The organism is Nocardia sp. NPDC003999 (assembly GCF_053604885.1).
In genome coordinates, this window is the sequence record NZ_JBSGIB010000026.1 from 1 (window position 1) to 13,769 (window position 13,769).

17 protein-coding genes and 1 pseudogene are annotated in these 13,769 nt (G+C 68.4%); 14 read left to right on the plus strand and 4 right to left on the minus strand.

Annotation, left to right across the window (positions count from 1 at the left end; all coding sequences use genetic code 11):
- The 7 genes and pseudogenes from ACWESM_RS32220 to ACWESM_RS32250 all read left to right on the plus strand — a co-directional run.
- Window positions 1-720, plus strand: a pseudogene (locus tag ACWESM_RS32220) (lytic transglycosylase); the annotation flags it as partial.
- 114 nt (window positions 721-834) lie between these two features.
- On the plus strand, window positions 835-1,695 hold the full coding sequence (locus ACWESM_RS32225; protein ID WP_356966607.1) for a lytic transglycosylase domain-containing protein: 861 nt from the start codon (window positions 835-837) through the stop codon (window positions 1,693-1,695).
- A gap of 19 nt (window positions 1,696-1,714) precedes the next feature.
- Window positions 1,715-2,851, plus strand: coding sequence for an Mrp/NBP35 family ATP-binding protein (locus tag ACWESM_RS32230; protein ID WP_364435115.1), 1,137 nt, complete (start codon window positions 1,715-1,717; stop codon window positions 2,849-2,851).
- Between the two features lie 48 nt (window positions 2,852-2,899).
- Complete coding sequence (locus tag ACWESM_RS32235; RefSeq protein ID WP_039800550.1) at window positions 2,900-3,220, plus strand: DivIVA domain-containing protein; 321 nt, start codon at window positions 2,900-2,902, stop codon at window positions 3,218-3,220.
- On the plus strand, window positions 3,217-3,810 hold the full coding sequence (locus ACWESM_RS32240) for a DNA-3-methyladenine glycosylase I (RefSeq protein ID WP_452494999.1): 594 nt from the start codon (window positions 3,217-3,219) through the stop codon (window positions 3,808-3,810). Before ACWESM_RS32235 ends, ACWESM_RS32240 begins: the two co-directional genes overlap by 4 nt.
- 139 nt (window positions 3,811-3,949) lie before the next feature.
- Window positions 3,950-4,117 carry a DUF3117 domain-containing protein gene (locus tag ACWESM_RS32245; protein WP_011211259.1) on the plus strand — a complete coding sequence of 56 codons (168 nt, stop codon included), beginning with the start codon at window positions 3,950-3,952 and terminating at the stop codon, window positions 4,115-4,117.
- Window positions 4,118-4,993, plus strand: coding sequence for a putative RNA methyltransferase (locus ACWESM_RS32250; RefSeq protein ID WP_397280314.1), 876 nt, complete (start codon window positions 4,118-4,120; stop codon window positions 4,991-4,993). It abuts the gene before it with no gap.
- Window positions 4,994-5,002: 9 nt separating this feature from the next.
- On the opposite strand, the gene glgA is transcribed toward ACWESM_RS32250, so the two are convergent.
- Window positions 5,003-6,157: a glycogen synthase gene (glgA, locus tag ACWESM_RS32255; protein WP_452495056.1), complete on the minus strand. Its 1,155-nt coding sequence runs from the start codon at window positions 6,155-6,157 to the stop codon at window positions 5,003-5,005.
- Between the two features lie 137 nt (window positions 6,158-6,294).
- Here glgA and glgC point away from each other — a divergent pair, with 137 nt between their 5' ends.
- A complete protein-coding gene (glgC, locus tag ACWESM_RS32260; protein ID WP_355080419.1) occupies window positions 6,295-7,509 on the plus strand; it encodes a glucose-1-phosphate adenylyltransferase in 1,215 nt (404 codons plus the stop codon).
- A gap of 16 nt (window positions 7,510-7,525) precedes the next feature.
- Here the strand turns inward: glgC and ACWESM_RS32265 are convergent, their stop codons facing one another.
- The 3 genes from ACWESM_RS32265 to ACWESM_RS32275 all read right to left on the minus strand — a co-directional run bounded on the left by ACWESM_RS32265 (window position 7,526) and on the right by ACWESM_RS32275 (window position 8,924).
- On the minus strand, window positions 7,526-7,756 hold the full coding sequence (locus tag ACWESM_RS32265; RefSeq protein WP_356966614.1) for a hypothetical protein: 231 nt from the start codon (window positions 7,754-7,756) through the stop codon (window positions 7,526-7,528).
- A gap of 225 nt (window positions 7,757-7,981) precedes the next feature.
- Entirely contained in the window at window positions 7,982-8,215 is a 234-nt protein-coding gene (locus ACWESM_RS32270; RefSeq protein WP_356966616.1) for a hypothetical protein, read from the minus strand.
- A gap of 76 nt (window positions 8,216-8,291) precedes the next feature.
- Window positions 8,292-8,924, minus strand: a complete 633-nt coding sequence (locus ACWESM_RS32275) for an O-methyltransferase (protein ID WP_379255959.1) — start codon at window positions 8,922-8,924, stop codon at window positions 8,292-8,294.
- Between the two features lie 288 nt (window positions 8,925-9,212).
- Between ACWESM_RS32275 and sigE the strand changes: the two genes are divergently transcribed.
- The 6 genes from sigE to ACWESM_RS32305 all read left to right on the plus strand — a co-directional run bounded on the left by sigE (window position 9,213) and on the right by ACWESM_RS32305 (window position 13,660).
- A complete protein-coding gene (sigE, locus tag ACWESM_RS32280) occupies window positions 9,213-9,872 on the plus strand; it encodes an RNA polymerase sigma factor SigE (protein WP_355080414.1) in 660 nt (219 codons plus the stop codon).
- 61 nt (window positions 9,873-9,933) lie between these two features.
- A complete protein-coding gene (locus ACWESM_RS32285; RefSeq protein WP_364435126.1) occupies window positions 9,934-10,332 on the plus strand; it encodes a hypothetical protein in 399 nt (132 codons plus the stop codon).
- A 10-nt stretch (window positions 10,333-10,342) separates the two neighbouring features.
- Window positions 10,343-11,881, plus strand: a complete 1,539-nt coding sequence (locus tag ACWESM_RS32290) for a S1C family serine protease (RefSeq protein WP_356966620.1) — start codon at window positions 10,343-10,345, stop codon at window positions 11,879-11,881.
- 113 nt (window positions 11,882-11,994) lie between these two features.
- Window positions 11,995-12,210, plus strand: coding sequence for a hypothetical protein (locus tag ACWESM_RS32295; protein WP_355080409.1), 216 nt, complete (start codon window positions 11,995-11,997; stop codon window positions 12,208-12,210).
- A 124-nt stretch (window positions 12,211-12,334) separates the two neighbouring features.
- On the plus strand, window positions 12,335-12,751 hold the full coding sequence (gene tatB / locus ACWESM_RS32300) for a Sec-independent protein translocase protein TatB (protein WP_067804157.1): 417 nt from the start codon (window positions 12,335-12,337) through the stop codon (window positions 12,749-12,751).
- Between the two features lie 51 nt (window positions 12,752-12,802).
- The gene (locus ACWESM_RS32305; RefSeq protein ID WP_355080407.1) at window positions 12,803-13,660 is read left to right on the plus strand and encodes a hypothetical protein; all 858 of its coding nucleotides are present in this window, start codon (window positions 12,803-12,805) and stop codon (window positions 13,658-13,660) included.
- Window positions 13,661-13,769 lie beyond the last annotated feature (109 nt).

A 13,769-nucleotide genomic window follows, 5' to 3' on the forward strand; every position in this document is an offset into this window, starting at 1 on the left:
TCGGGTGGTTCGCCGACGCAGGTGCGGGTGTCGCCGGATCTGGTGGCGCCGGGGTCGTTGCCGCCGGTGGGGCCGGGCACGGACATGAGCGCGGTGCGCACCACCACCCCGACCACGGATCCGGCCGGACAGTATCGAGCGCCCCGGCCGCGACCGCAGCCGACGCAGGTGATGATCACGCTCCCCGGTCTGCCGCCGATCCCGTGCGGGATCTTCTGCCCGGCTCCAGCGCCGGTGAATCCCTGTGTCGGGCAATCGGTTCCCGCTCCGATGCCGTTCCCGGACCTACCCGGGACCGCCCGCGTACCGCTCGCACCGCAGCAGCCTTACGGCGCCACAGCGGCCGAGCCGCGCAACCCGGGTTCCACCGATGCCGCCGGGGCGGACAAACCCGCGGAGGCCGCTACAGCGGGACAACCCGGCACCGCAGGACAGCCCGCTCCCGCAGGACAACCCGGCACACAGGACCAGCTCGCCGCCGGATGCGGACAGCCGGACACCACGCTCGCCACCGCCGAACCTGCCCCCATCCCGGGTGACCTACCCGCCCGCGACAACGAGTCTCGCCGCGAATCCGAACCCGCCGCCACCACCACACCACCCGCACCGGAACCCGAATCGGCGACCGCCGCCGAACCCACACCCACGCCGCCGCCCGGAATCACCCTGCCGTTCGGCATCGTCATCCCCCTTCCCGCGCCACCCGCGCCCCAGCAGTGATTCAAACCTGGCATCAGATCACGAAGCAGTAACAAAAAGATCTCGGATGCGGTACCCTTCCCCTTGGTTCCGTAACAAAGGGCTCACAGCGAGCCATGGGAGGGTCACCACACCGTGGGGCGTCATCGAAAACAACCGCCTGCCACCGTTCGACGGAGTTCCGTCATCGCGTTGACCGGATTGGTTCCCGCAGGGCTCGTATCCGTCACGGCCGCCTCCGAGGTAGGCGAGGCAGCGCCTCTCGCGACCGCCGTCCATACGCCGGAGGGCCAGGACGTTCAGGGCGCCGCGCAATCGGTGGTCGAGCCCGTCGCCGGGACCGAATTCCTCGCTCACGCAATGGCCAAGGCCGCGCCCACGGCGACGCCCGTGGTGAAAACCGTTGCGCTGCCCAGTGGTCGGCAGGCCGCCGCCATGCAGGCCGGGCCGCTCGGCGTCCCCGGCATCGCCGTCGCCGCCTATCAGAACGCGGAACGGGTCCTGGCCGCCGAGAACCCCGTGTGCGGCATGCCGTGGTCGCTGCTGGCCGGTATCGGCCGGGTCGAGTCCACCCACGCGTACGGCGGCAAAGCCGACGCCGACGGCAACCCGCTCAGCCCCGTCTACGGCCCCGTGCTGGACGGTTCGCTCAACGGCAACCACGTCGTCCGGGATTCCGACGACGGCGCGCTGGACGGCTTGGACAGCTACGACCGCGCGATCGGCCCGATGCAGTTCCTGCCCGACACTTGGAAGCGCTACGGGGCCGACGGCAACGGCGACGGCATCGCCGATCCGCAGAACCTCTTCGACGCCGCGCTGACGGCGGGGAGGTACCTCTGCGACGGCGGCCTGAACATGCGCGACCTGGCGCAACAGTCCAAGGCGATCCTGCGCTACAACCACTCCATGGCCTATGTCGCGAACGTCATGGCATGGGAGACCTCCTACAGCACGGGGGTCGCACCCCGGGCCGGAGACCTGCCCAAAATTTGACACGCCTAAAATTCCGGCCATGCCAGTGGTTACGGAATCGGATGTGCGGGGTGCCCTTGCGAAGGTCGACGACCCGGAGATCCGCAAGCCGATCACCGAACTGGGCATGGTGAAAAGCGTCGTCATCGGCGCTGATAGCGATGTCCACGTGGAGATCTATCTGACGACGGCGGGCTGCCCCCTGCGCACCGAGATCACGCAGCGGGTGAGCAGGGCCATCGCCGACGTGCCTGGTGTGGGCGCCGTCAGCGTCGACCTCGACGTGATGGACGACGAGCAGCGCACCGCACTGCGCAAGCAGCTGCGCGGCGACTCCGCCGATCCGGTCATCCCCTTCGCCCAGCCCGGCTCGCTGACCCGCGTCTACGCCGTCGCCTCCGGAAAGGGCGGCGTCGGCAAGTCCAGCGTGACGGTGAACCTCGCCGCGGCCATGGCCGCGCGTGGCCTGTCGGTCGGCGTGCTGGACGCCGACATCTACGGTCATTCCATCCCGCGCATGCTCGGCACCGACGCCAGGCCGACGCAGGTGGAGCGGATGATCATGCCGCCGGTCGCGCACGACGTGAAGATGATCTCGATCGCGCAGTTCACCCAGGGAAACACCCCTGTGGTCTGGCGCGGCCCGATGCTGCACCGGGCGTTGCAGCAGTTCCTCGCCGACGTGTTCTGGGGCGACCTCGACATCCTTTTGCTGGATCTGCCGCCGGGCACCGGCGACGTCGCGATCTCCATCGCACAGCTGATCCCGAACGCCGAGATCCTGGTCGTCACCACCCCGCAGCCCGCCGCCGCGGAGGTGGCCGAGCGAGCGGGCGCGATCGCGTTGCAGACCCGGCAGCGCATCGCGGGCGTGGTGGAGAACATGTCCTGGCTGGACCTGCCGGACGGCACCCGGATGGACCTGTACGGCTCCGGCGGCGGGCAGGCCGTCGCCGACCGGCTCACCCGCGCCGTCGGTGCGACCGTGCCGCTGCTCGGCCAGATCCCCATCGAACAGGCGCTGCGCGAAGCGGGCGACGAAGGTACTCCGATCGTGCTGCGCGATCCGGAGAACTCGGCCGCCAAGGCCCTGTTGGAGGTCGCCGACAAGCTCGCCGTCCGCCGCCGCGGCCTCGCGGGCATGTCGCTCGGCATCGACACCACCCGGCATTTGTAGGGCCACGCGCGAGCCCGACTGTCGGTGCTCGCTAATAAGCTCGGTCCCATGCTCACCATGCTGTTGTACGTGCTGATCGTCGGCTTGGTCGCCGCGGTGCTGTTCCTACTGGCCAGTGCGGTGTTCGGGCGGGCGGAGGAACTCGGGCCGCTGCCGGAGGGTACGACGGCCACCGTGCTGCCGGTGGAAGGGATCACCGGGGCGGACGTGCGCGCGTTGCGATTCCAGCAGGTGGTGCGCGGCTACAAAGCCGGAGAGGTGGATTGGGCGCTGGCCCGGCTGGCCGCGCGGATCGATGAGCTCCAGCACCAACTGGCCGAGGCGCAGGCCGCGCGATGGCAGACGCCGATCGCGCCGGAGTCGAAATGAGCGCCCTCGCCGACGACGGACTGATCCGCTGCGCGTGGCCGTCGGATTCCCAGCTCTACCGGGACTATCACGACTACGAGTGGGGCAAGCCCCTGCACGGCGACGACGCGTTGTTCGAACGGCTCTGCTTGGAGGCGTTCCAATCCGGGTTGTCCTGGCTGACCATCCTGCGCAAACGCCCGGCCTTCCGCGCGGCGTTCGCAGATTTCTCGATCGCGCGAGTCGCGGAGTTCGGTGACGACGACGTCGCCCGGCTGATGGCCGACGCCGGCATCGTCCGCAACCGCCTCAAGATCGACGCGGCCATCGCCAACGCACGCGTCGCGCGTGACCTCGACGTCAGCTTGGACGAGTTGCTCTGGTCGTTCGCCCCGCTGCCGCGCCCGCGCCCGCGCTCCGGCGCCGAGGTGCCCGCCACCACACCCGAATCCACCGCCATGGCAAAAGAATTGAAACGGCGTGGATTCCGGTTCGTCGGACCGACCACGGCGTACGCCCTGATGCAGGCGACCGGAATGGTCGATGATCATGTGGCCGACTGCTGGGTGGGCAGCGCCCGGCCCGAGACGGGCCGACCGGTCACTTTTTGAACTCAGCTATCCGTCCCTATCGGCGATAGGGAAGAATGGGACGGGTGTAGCTCGCCAAACGCCGGCGAGCTCGCTGGTTGGTGACAACTGGAGTTCCAAAAAGTGCGCAAGGACCGCGCAGATCTGGAGGGAGCAGAGGATGGCGGCCATGAAGCCCCGTACCGGGGACGGTCCCCTCGAGGCAACCAAAGAAGGGCGTGGAATCGTCATGCGGGTTCCACTCGAGGGTGGCGGGCGTCTGGTCGTCGAGCTCACGCCGGACGAAGCAGCGGCGCTCGGTGACGAACTGAAGAGCGTCACGAGCTGAGTGGCCCCGGCTGAGCACTCGGCCCTCGCCGACGCGGCCGACGTCCTGGCCTGCCCGGAATGCCTGCGGGCGCACCGGGATGCCGCGTCGCTCGCGCTCGAACCGCGGGATCGAGCACTGCGCTGCGGTCGCGGCCACAGTTTCGACGTCGCCAGGCAGGGCTACGTCAGCCTGCTGACCGGTGCGTCGACCAAGATGACCGGGGACACCGCGGCCATGCTCGATGCCCGCGCCGCCTTCCAGAGCGAGGGCCACTTCAGGCCGATCGCGGACGCTGTGGCGCGCGCCGCCACGGCGCGCCGGACGGACGGTCCGGTGCTGGAGGTCGGCGCGGGCACCGGCTACTACCTCGCTCGGGCACTCGACGCCGCTCCCCCGGCTGTCGGCATCGGGCTGGACGTGGCCAAACCCGCCGTCCGGCGGTGCGCCCGCGCGCACCCGCGCGCCGCGGCGGTGCTGGCCGACGCATGGCGCGGGTTACCGATCCGCGACGGCGCGCTGGCCTGCGTACTCTCCGTCTTCGCCCCGCGCAATCCCGGCGAGATCGCCAGGGTGCTCACCGAGGACGGTCGCTTCGTTGTCGCCACACCCACCGAGCGCCACTTGGGCGAACTGATCGAGCCGCTGGACATGGTGCGGGTCGACCCCGACAAGAACAGCAGGCTCGACGCCGCGATGACGGGACATCTCGAACCCGTGGACCGGACATTGATCGAGTATCCGATGACGCTCGCCAGAACCGATGTCGAACATGTGGTCGGCATGGGTCCGTCCGCGCATCACGCGGCCGCCGGAGCGGAGCGTCTCGCGCGGCTGCCGGAGACCGTCGAGGTCACCGCGTCGGTCGTCGTCGGCACCTACCGCCGGGCGGCCTGATCGCCCGGCTCAGCCTTTTCTGACCTCGTCGTAGACCGCGACCGTGCGCGCCGCGATGCGTGACCAATCGAATTCGGAGATCGCGCGCTCGCGCCCCGCGGCGCCCAGGCGAGCGGACAGCTCCGGATCACCGGCCACTTCGTTCACGGCGGCGGCGAGTCCGTGCTCGTAGTCCTCGGCTGCGCCCGCGTCGTAGTGCACCAGTCGGCCGTTGCGGTCGTCGACCACCTCGGGGATGCCGCCCACGTCGGAGGCGACCACCGCGGTCGCGCAGGCCATCGCCTCCAGATTGACGATGCCCAGCGGCTCGTACACCGACGGGCACACGAACAGTGCCGACGCGGCGAGAATCTGCCGGATCCGCTCGGTCGGCAGCATCTCACGCACCCAGAACACCCCACCGCGCCGCTGTCGCAGCTCCTGGACGGCCGTGGAGACCTCGTGCTCCAGCTCCGGCGTGTCCGGCGCGCCCGCGCACAGCACGAGCTGGATGTCGGGGTCGAAGTCGCGGGCGGCCGCCAGCAGGTGGCCGACGCCCTTCTGCCGCGTGATGCGGCCGACGAAGGCGACGAGGGGAAGATCGGCCCGCACGCCGAGTTCGGTGAGCACCGACGGCTCGCCGCCCGCCGGGGGGCCGGGATGCCAGACCGCCCCGTCGATGCCGTTGTGCACCACATGCACGCGGTCCGGGTCCACCGCGGGGTAGGCGTCGAGCACGTCGTGGCGCATGCCCTCGCTCACCGCGATGACGGCGTCGGCGTGCTCGACGGCGTTGCGCTCCGACCAGGACGAGAGCCGGTAGCCGCCGCCGAGCTGCTCGGCCTTCCACGGCCTGCGCGGCTCCAGGGAATGGGCGGTCAGCACGTGCGGGACGCCGTAGAGGGCCGCGGCCAGATGGCCGGCCAAGCCGCTGTACCAGGTATGCGAGTGCACCACGTCCACATCGCCCACCGCGTCGGCCATCCGCAACTGGGCGGACATCATCTGCAGCGCGGCATTGGCGGCGTAGAGCGACGGATCCGGTTGGTGGACCACGGCATCGGCGCGGTCGACACCCATGCAATGCACGGTCACCTCGCACAGTTGACGCAAATGCGCCGTCAACTGCGTGACGTGCACCCCGGCCCCGCCGTACACCTCGGGCGGATACTCGCGGGTCAGCATCGCGACGCGAAGCCGGTCCCGTTCGCCGGAATCCACCGGCGAACGTCCGCCATCCGTGCCGAAACTCACCGATCCAAACTAAACGTTCGCGTCCGCGGCGGCCACTCACGGGCGCTTCACCCGGTAGTTTGGCAGGTGTGAGGAGCCAGCCGCACGTACTCGGAATCGTGCTCGCCGGTGGTGAGGGCAAGCGACTCTTTCCACTCACGGCCGACCGCGCCAAGCCCGCCGTCCCGTTCGGCGGCGCCTACCGTCTCATCGATTTCGTACTCAGCAATCTGGTCAACGCGGGTTTCCTGCGGCTGTGCGTGCTCACCCAGTACAAGTCGCATTCGCTCGACCGGCACATCTCGCAGACCTGGCGGTTGTCCGGTTTCGCGGGCGAGTACATCACCCCCGTGCCCGCCCAGCAGCGGCTGGGACCGCGCTGGTACACCGGCAGCGCGGACGCGATCCTGCAATCACTGAACCTGATCTACGACGAGGACCCGGAATACATCGCGGTTTTCGGCGCCGATCACGTCTACCGGATGGACCCGGAGCAGATGGTGCGCCATCACATCGATTCCGGTGCCGGTGTAACCGTGGCCGGCATCCGGGTGCCGCGCAGCCAGGCGAGCGCGTTCGGCTGCATCGATAGCGACGAGTCCGGCCGCATCACGCAGTTCCTGGAGAAGCCCGCGCATCCGCCCGGCACCCCGGACGACCCGAACGTCACCTTCGCGTCCATGGGCAACTACGTCTTCACCACCAAGGTGCTGGTGGACTCGATCCGGGCGGACGCGGACAACTCCGACTCCGACCACGACATGGGCGGCGACATCATCCCGGCCCTCGTCGCGGCGGGGCAGGCCGGTGTCTACGACTTCGCCGACAACGACGTGCCGGGCGCCACCGACCGCGACCGCGGCTACTGGCGCGATGTCGGGACCATCGACGCGTTCTACGACGCGCACATGGACCTGGTCTCGGTGCATCCGGTGTTCAATCTCTACAACCGTCACTGGCCGATCCGCGGGGCGACCGAGAACCTTCCGCCCGCCAAGTTCGCCCAGGGCGGCCTGGCGCAGGAATGCATCGTGGGCGCGGGCAGCATCCTGTCGGCCGCCACCGTCCGCAATTCGGTGCTCAGCGGCAACGTCATGGTCGACGACGGCGCCACTGTCGAGGGGTGCGTGCTCATGCCCGGCGTGCGGATCGGGCGCGGCGCGGTGGTCCGGCACGCCATTCTGGACAAGAACGTCGTCGTCGGCGAGGGCGAGATCATCGGAGTGGACCTGGCGCGCGACCGCAGCCGCTTCGCCGTGAGCAACGGCGGTGTCGTCACGGTCGGCAAGGGCGTCTGGGTGTAGTACCGCCTGGATCGGGCTAGGGCGCGCCCGGCTCGGGCGCGGGCGAATTGATGCAGAACGGCGCGCAAGGGCCCGGGGTGCGTGGCACGGTGGATTTCGAGGCGCCACCGAAATCGGCGGTACTCACCAAATAGACCACCAGCACGGCGAACAACAGCACCGCGGCGAAAGCGATCATGGTCCGGCCCCAATGAATCGGCTTCGGACGACGCTCGTCTTCGTCCCAGAGAAACATCATCATCACCATGCCGCACCCGCCTCCGGATCCACTCGGAACATGACTTCCACCAGTATCGGGGATCTTCGGTCTTTCGCGGCATCATGCGCCGAACCGTGCTCGTTCGGCGGCTGTTTCGCGAACGCCGGCGGGTGGTGCGGCTGCGATGAAGAAACGGCACGGCGGCCAGGAATTCCGGAAAAACTTCGGCGGCAGGCCTATTCGGCCGGAGTACGCGCGCGGTCGACAGCGGGATTACGGGGCGGGCGGGGCGACGTTCTGGGTGCAGAACGGCTCACAGGGACCGGGGGTAGGCGTGGTTTTCGCCGGGCCGGTGTCGAAATCGGTGTTGCTCACCACCACCATCACCAGCACCGCTCCCAGAATCACGAGCAGCAGGGCCATCATCGTCGGCCGCAACCAACTCGTGCGCCGTTCGGTCACGACTTCCCCCATAGCCGCTACTTCGAGGGGTGTTAGTTCACGCATAACTGTTTTCCTCACTGAGTTCTTTCTCAGCGCATACCCCGGATTCCGGGGTGGAATCAGACTGCCCCGCGAATCGCTAACCGCGTGAGGCGCAAAGCAATCCGTCGCCGACCGGAATCAGCACGCAGGTGAGTTCCGGATTCTCCGCGATGGCGCGGGTGGCGGCGCGCACCGCCTGCGTGGCCGGATCACGTTGCGCCGGATCGGGTACGCGCCCGCCCAGCAGCGCGTTGTGCAGCAGGATGGCGCCGCCGTCGCGCAGCAGCCGCACGGCCTGAGCGACGTACTCCGGGTGTTCCAGCGGCGCGGCGTCGATGAAGACCAGGTCGTAGGCGCCGTCGGCCAGCCGGGGCAGCACGTCCAGCGCCCGCCCGTTGATCAGGCGGGTGCGCGCGGGCGGGATGTCGGCGGCGCGGAACGCCTCCTTGGCCGCGCGCTGGTGTTCCGGCTCCGAATCGATGGTGGTGAGCGTGCCGTCCTCGCGCATGCCGTCGAGCAGCCACAGGCCGCTGATGCCCGCGCCGGTGCCGACCTCGACCACCGCGCGCGCACCGAGCAACTGCGCGTACATGCTCAGCAGCGCACCCACCGAGGGCGGCACGGGTATCGCGCCGAGTTCGGTGGCCCGTTCCCGCGCGCTGACGAGGATTTCGTCTTCCACGACGGATTCCTCCACATAGGCGAGATTCCGCTCCAGATTCGATGCCACGGGTATGAGGCTAACGCCGGGCGGGTGATCTCGGCGTTCCGGACAACACGCGCCGCCCGCCATTTCCGCCGCCGGTTTTCTCAGGTGACCCTCAGCATCTCCATAACCCGGCCATATCAGGACCAGAAAGAGTATGGGCATCGCAAGACCACCGACCGTGCCTTAACACGGGACGCGGGAACAACGACATACCGGTTGTCGGTTGTATCCGTACGTGACGGACCGTAGATCCGGCCCCGAGCGAGTTCCCGACGTTTGCGGTCCCTAGTAGGAGGTAGCCCCATCCACATGGTCGATGCGGCGCGCGAATACGCCACCCTGCCCGAGCAGATCCTGCCGGTCGAGGCCGAGTCCGCCGAGGACGCGGTCGAGCTGACCGGGACTGCTGCCTTCGATGCCACCGGCGACCGGTCGGCGATGCCCACGTGGGACGAACTCGTCCGCGAGCACGCGGACCGGGTCTATCGCCTGGCCTACCGACTCTCCGGCGACGCACAGGACGCGGAGGACCTCACCCAGGAGACGTTCATCCGGGTGTTCCGTTCGCTGTCGAATTACCAACCGGGCACCTTCGAGGGATGGCTGCACCGCATCACCACCAACCTGTTCCTGGACATGGTGCGCCGCCGCAACCGGATCAGGATGGAAGCGCTGCCCGAGGACTACGACCGGGTGCCCGCCGAGGGCCCGGGGCCGGAACAGGCCTACCACGACGCCCGGCTGGATCCCGACCTGCAATCGGCCCTGGATTCGCTCGCGCCGGAGTTCCGCGCGGCCGTGGTCCTGTGCGATATCGAGGGGCTGTCCTACGAGGAGATCGGCGCTACGCTCGGCGTGAAACTGGGCACTGTGCGCAGTCGGATCCACCGTGGACGCCAAGCCCTGCGCGACTACCTTGCGCATAATGGAAGTGAGCAGCGGTTCGCCGCTGACGCGAACATAGGGTGATTCGTCGGAAGCCGGCATCGCCCGAACATCGGTCGATGTCGGTTGGAAGGGTGAGCACCGAATGAGTGGCGACTTCAGCACGTCCGGTCGTCGTCCGCCCCGTTTTCGCCCCACCGAGCATTTGGCGAGCGAGGCGATCGCGGCGTACGTGGACGGTGAGTTGCGGATGAACGCCTACCTGCGTGCCGCTCAGCACCTCTCGCTGTGTCCCGAATGCGCGGCCGAGGTCGATGCCCAGCAACAGGCGCGCATCGCACTGCGGCACGCAGGCCAGGTCGCGATTCCGACCGGGCTGCACGACAGCCTGACCAGGATTCCCCTCGCGGAGTTGCCCGGCGGCGCGTCCAGTGGCCGGACGCCCGCCCCGACCTCCGGTCAGTCCGGGCGTAACGACGCGGTTTTCGGGTTTCTGACCGATTCGTTCACCGCGACCCGGTGGACCACGTGGTGGCGCAAGTAGAGTTTCCCGAGTGACCACCGAATCGACGAATTCCGGATCGGCCGACACCTCGGATTCGGCGGCCAACCGCGGGAATCTCCGTCCTCCGGACGCACCCGTGCTCGGTCCGCGCCCGGTCTACCGGCCCCATGTCGACACGCACACGGCGCGGGCCTTCCGCAGACCGTCCGGCCTGTCCGGTTCGTTCGCCGAGCCGCTGCCGCTCCGTAAGGCGGGCGCGGCGCCGCAATCCGGTCCCGAACTGCAGAACCGTCCGCCCGACGCGGTGCTGGCCGAGGCTTTCGGCCGTCCAGAAGGCTCCAGCGAACTCCTGCAGCGCGATCCCGACGCGGCCGGTGGCCAGGCTCCCGCTGCCGGACCGGCCGACCCATGGCGCGACCCGGAGGCGGTCGCCCGCCTCGGAGCCCCCGCGGTGCCCACACCCAAACCGCAGGCGCTGCCGCAGGCCGAGAAACTCAGCGCCCGCGAAGTGCTGTTCGGCTCCCGAGTCGCGCCCAAGGCGCTGGCCCTACTCGCGCTCGTCGCACTCGTCATCGGCCTGCTCGGCGGGCTGGTCGGCCGCCTGACCGCGGAAACCGCCTCGACGCTGACCTCCCGCAAGGTGGCCCTCGAACAGGGCGGCGACGGAAACCGCCCGCACGGCCTGATCGCAAAGGTCGCCAACGCCGTGTTGCCCTCGGTCGTCTCCATCCGCGTGACCGTCGGTGAGAACGGCGCCACCGGCTCCGGCGTGGTGATCGACGGCGGCGGCTACGTCGTCACCAACAACCACGTCGTCTCGATGGCCGCCCAGGACAAGACCAACCGATCCGCGATCCAGGTGCAGTTCTCCGACGGCACCAGGGTGCCCGCCCAGATCGTCGGCCGCGACCCGAAGACCGACCTGGCCGTCCTGAAGGTCGATGTGAAGAATCTCACCGTCGCTCAGCTCGGCAAATCCGGCAACGTACAGGTCGGCGACGACGTGCTGGCCATCGGATCGCCGCTCGGCCTGAGCAAGACCGTCACCTCCGGCATCGTCAGCGCCTTGCACCGCCCGGTGAAACTGGAGGGCGAGGGCAGCGACACGAAGGCCGTGATCGACGCCGTGCAGACCGACGCGTCGATCAACCCGGGTAACTCCGGTGGCGCTCTGGTGGACATGGACGGCCGGGTCATCGGCATCAACACCGCCATCCGCAGCGAGACCGGCGGCTCGGTCGGCCTCGGCTTCGCCATCCCGGTGGACAAGATGACCGAGGTCGCGCAGACCTTGATCCGTGACGGTGTGGTGCACCATCCGACCATGGGTCTGTCCCTCCGCACCAAGACGGTCGCCAATGACGTCATGAGCGGAGCCGCGGTGGCCGACGTGTCGCCGAACGGCCCGGCCGCGCGGGCGGGCATCGTCGAAGGCGATGTCATCGTGCGCGTCGGCGATCGGGAGGTCACCAGCTCCGACGAGTTCACGGTGGCCGAACAGTCCAGCAAGATCGGCCAGACCGTGGTCGTCCAGCTCATCCGCGACGGCCGCCGAGTCGACGTCCCGGTGACCCTGGAATCCGACTAGCAGTTCCCTGCGCCAACTAATAACGCAGAACCCCAATTATTTTCGCTAGACGCCGCAAAACCGCGGCGGATAGAGTCACGCTGTCGAAATCCAGCAGCACGGGGAGGGCTGTGATGCGTCATCTCGCCATTTTCATTCTCGGATCCACTATGGCGGCGGTCGCCACCGTGGGGCTGTCCGCGGCACCGGCCGGCGCTACCACGAACGACACTTACGTCGACTGGTTCGACTGCCGCCCGGGTGGAGGGCACACCGCGGTCGCGACGGACGGCGTGGAGTACTGCTACGGCGGCATACACAACGGCAAGATTGTGATCTACCCCACATAGATTCCTTTTCTTGTACATGCGGTGGGTGCTGTACGGCCTGGAAAAGCCCGGACAACACCCACCGTTCATTTCCCGGTCGGCTATCAATGGACGACCCGCTGACCGGGCCAGGTAGCCTGGTTACGTGTTCAGCAACATCGGCTGGAGCGAGATGGTCATCCTGCTCGTCGCCGCCCTCGTGATTCTCGGCCCGGAGCGCTTGCCCGGTGCCGTGCGCTGGACCACGCGCAGCCTGCGGCAGGTGCGTGATTACGCGAGTGGCGCCACGTCTCAGCTGAAAGAGGAATTGGGGCCGGAGTTCGAGGATCTGCGTAAACCGCTGGCCGACCTGAACCAACTGCGCGGTATGACGCCGCGGGCGATGGTGACCAAACATCTTCTCAACGGCGATGATTCGCTGTTCCGGGATTTCGACAGCGCGCTGCCCGATCCCAAGGACCTGTACAGCACGAACAGCGGGATGCCGGACTATCCGATGCCCAAGTTGGATAAGCCGTTGGAGCGCAACGAACGTCCTCCGATCGACACCGACGCCACCTGAACGTCAAGAAGACTAGACACATTGAGCTGTTCAGCTGTCTAGACTTCGCACATGTCGGCCGATGACGTGGCGCGCGTGTTCGCGATCGAGGACAAGGTCGAGCGACTGAAGGCGGCCACCGACGGGGTGGCGGCGGCCCAGCAGACCATCAACGAACTGACCAGGATTCGGCGTGCCGTGATCCGGGAGCTCCATGCCGAAGGCTGGACGTTCGCCAGAATCGGTGCGGCGGCCGGGCTTTCCCGGGCCCGTATCCACCAGGTGAGTACGCAGGGACCCGCGCCGGAAGGACTGTTCTTCGGGCACGGCTCGCTCACCGTGCTCGTCCCGGAGGTGCGCGCAGGGCGGGTGATCGGCGCGCCGGATCCCGCGGCGCCGCAACGATTGGCCGAGCTGCTACGCGAACTCGGTTTCAGCGTGGCGGTCGAGCATTTCCTACCGGGCCGTCCGGTCGATTTGCGGCGGGACGGCTTGATCGTGCTGGGCGGGCCGGAACTGTCCCCGAGCTTGCGTCAGTTGGTCGCCGCGGACCCACGATTGCGCCGCGCCGTAGCCAGAATGGGTGACGCGCGCCGGGGCATCGAGGACCGGGCGGCCCGACGGGTCTACCGGCCGGGCGGACCCGAACCGCACGACATCGCCTACCTGGGCAGGCTTCCCAGGCCCGACGGGCGCGGCAGCGTATTGATGATCGACGGCATGCATCCGCCGGGCTCGCTCGGCGCGATCCGGCTGCTCGCCACCCGGCTGGCCACCCTGCACGAACGAGCGAGCAATCACCTGTTCTCCGTGCTGATCGCCTGTCGCTTCGACCGCGCCACCGGCGAACCGCTGGAGGCCGAGCTGCTCACGCCGGTCTACCGCCACGATCCCGAGAACAGATCGCCCGCAACGGGTCTGCGCCGCTGAGCCGCGACCCGGGTGAAGGCGCTGCGGATCCGCCCCGAGATGCCCGGCGCGTCGGACATACTGAGACAACGGATTTCAGCAAATATCTGGTCATCGTGACCGAGCGCAG

Bases quoted from the DNA above. Each gene is read 5' to 3' on its own strand.
- ACWESM_RS32230 (WP_364435115.1), top strand. From the start codon at position 1,715: ATGCCAGTGGTTACGGAATCGGATGTGCGGGGTGCCCTTGCGAAGGTC.
- ACWESM_RS32235 (WP_039800550.1), top strand. From the start codon at position 2,900: ATGCTCACCATGCTGTTGTACGTGCTGATCGTCGGCTTGGTCGCCGCG.
- ACWESM_RS32240 (WP_452494999.1), top strand. From the start codon at position 3,217: ATGAGCGCCCTCGCCGACGACGGACTGATCCGCTGCGCGTGGCCGTCG.
- ACWESM_RS32245 (WP_011211259.1), top strand. From the start codon at position 3,950: ATGGCGGCCATGAAGCCCCGTACCGGGGACGGTCCCCTCGAGGCAACC.
- glgA (WP_452495056.1), bottom strand. From the start codon at position 6,157: ATGCTGACCCGCGAGTATCCGCCCGAGGTGTACGGCGGGGCCGGGGTG.
- ACWESM_RS32265 (WP_356966614.1), bottom strand. From the start codon at position 7,756: ATGGTGATGATGATGTTTCTCTGGGACGAAGACGAGCGTCGTCCGAAG.
- ACWESM_RS32270 (WP_356966616.1), bottom strand. From the start codon at position 8,215: ATGCGTGAACTAACACCCCTCGAAGTAGCGGCTATGGGGGAAGTCGTG.
- sigE (WP_355080414.1), top strand. From the start codon at position 9,213: ATGGTCGATGCGGCGCGCGAATACGCCACCCTGCCCGAGCAGATCCTG.
- ACWESM_RS32285 (WP_364435126.1), top strand. From the start codon at position 9,934: ATGAGTGGCGACTTCAGCACGTCCGGTCGTCGTCCGCCCCGTTTTCGC.
- ACWESM_RS32295 (WP_355080409.1), top strand. From the start codon at position 11,995: ATGCGTCATCTCGCCATTTTCATTCTCGGATCCACTATGGCGGCGGTC.
- ACWESM_RS32305 (WP_355080407.1), top strand. From the start codon at position 12,803: ATGTCGGCCGATGACGTGGCGCGCGTGTTCGCGATCGAGGACAAGGTC.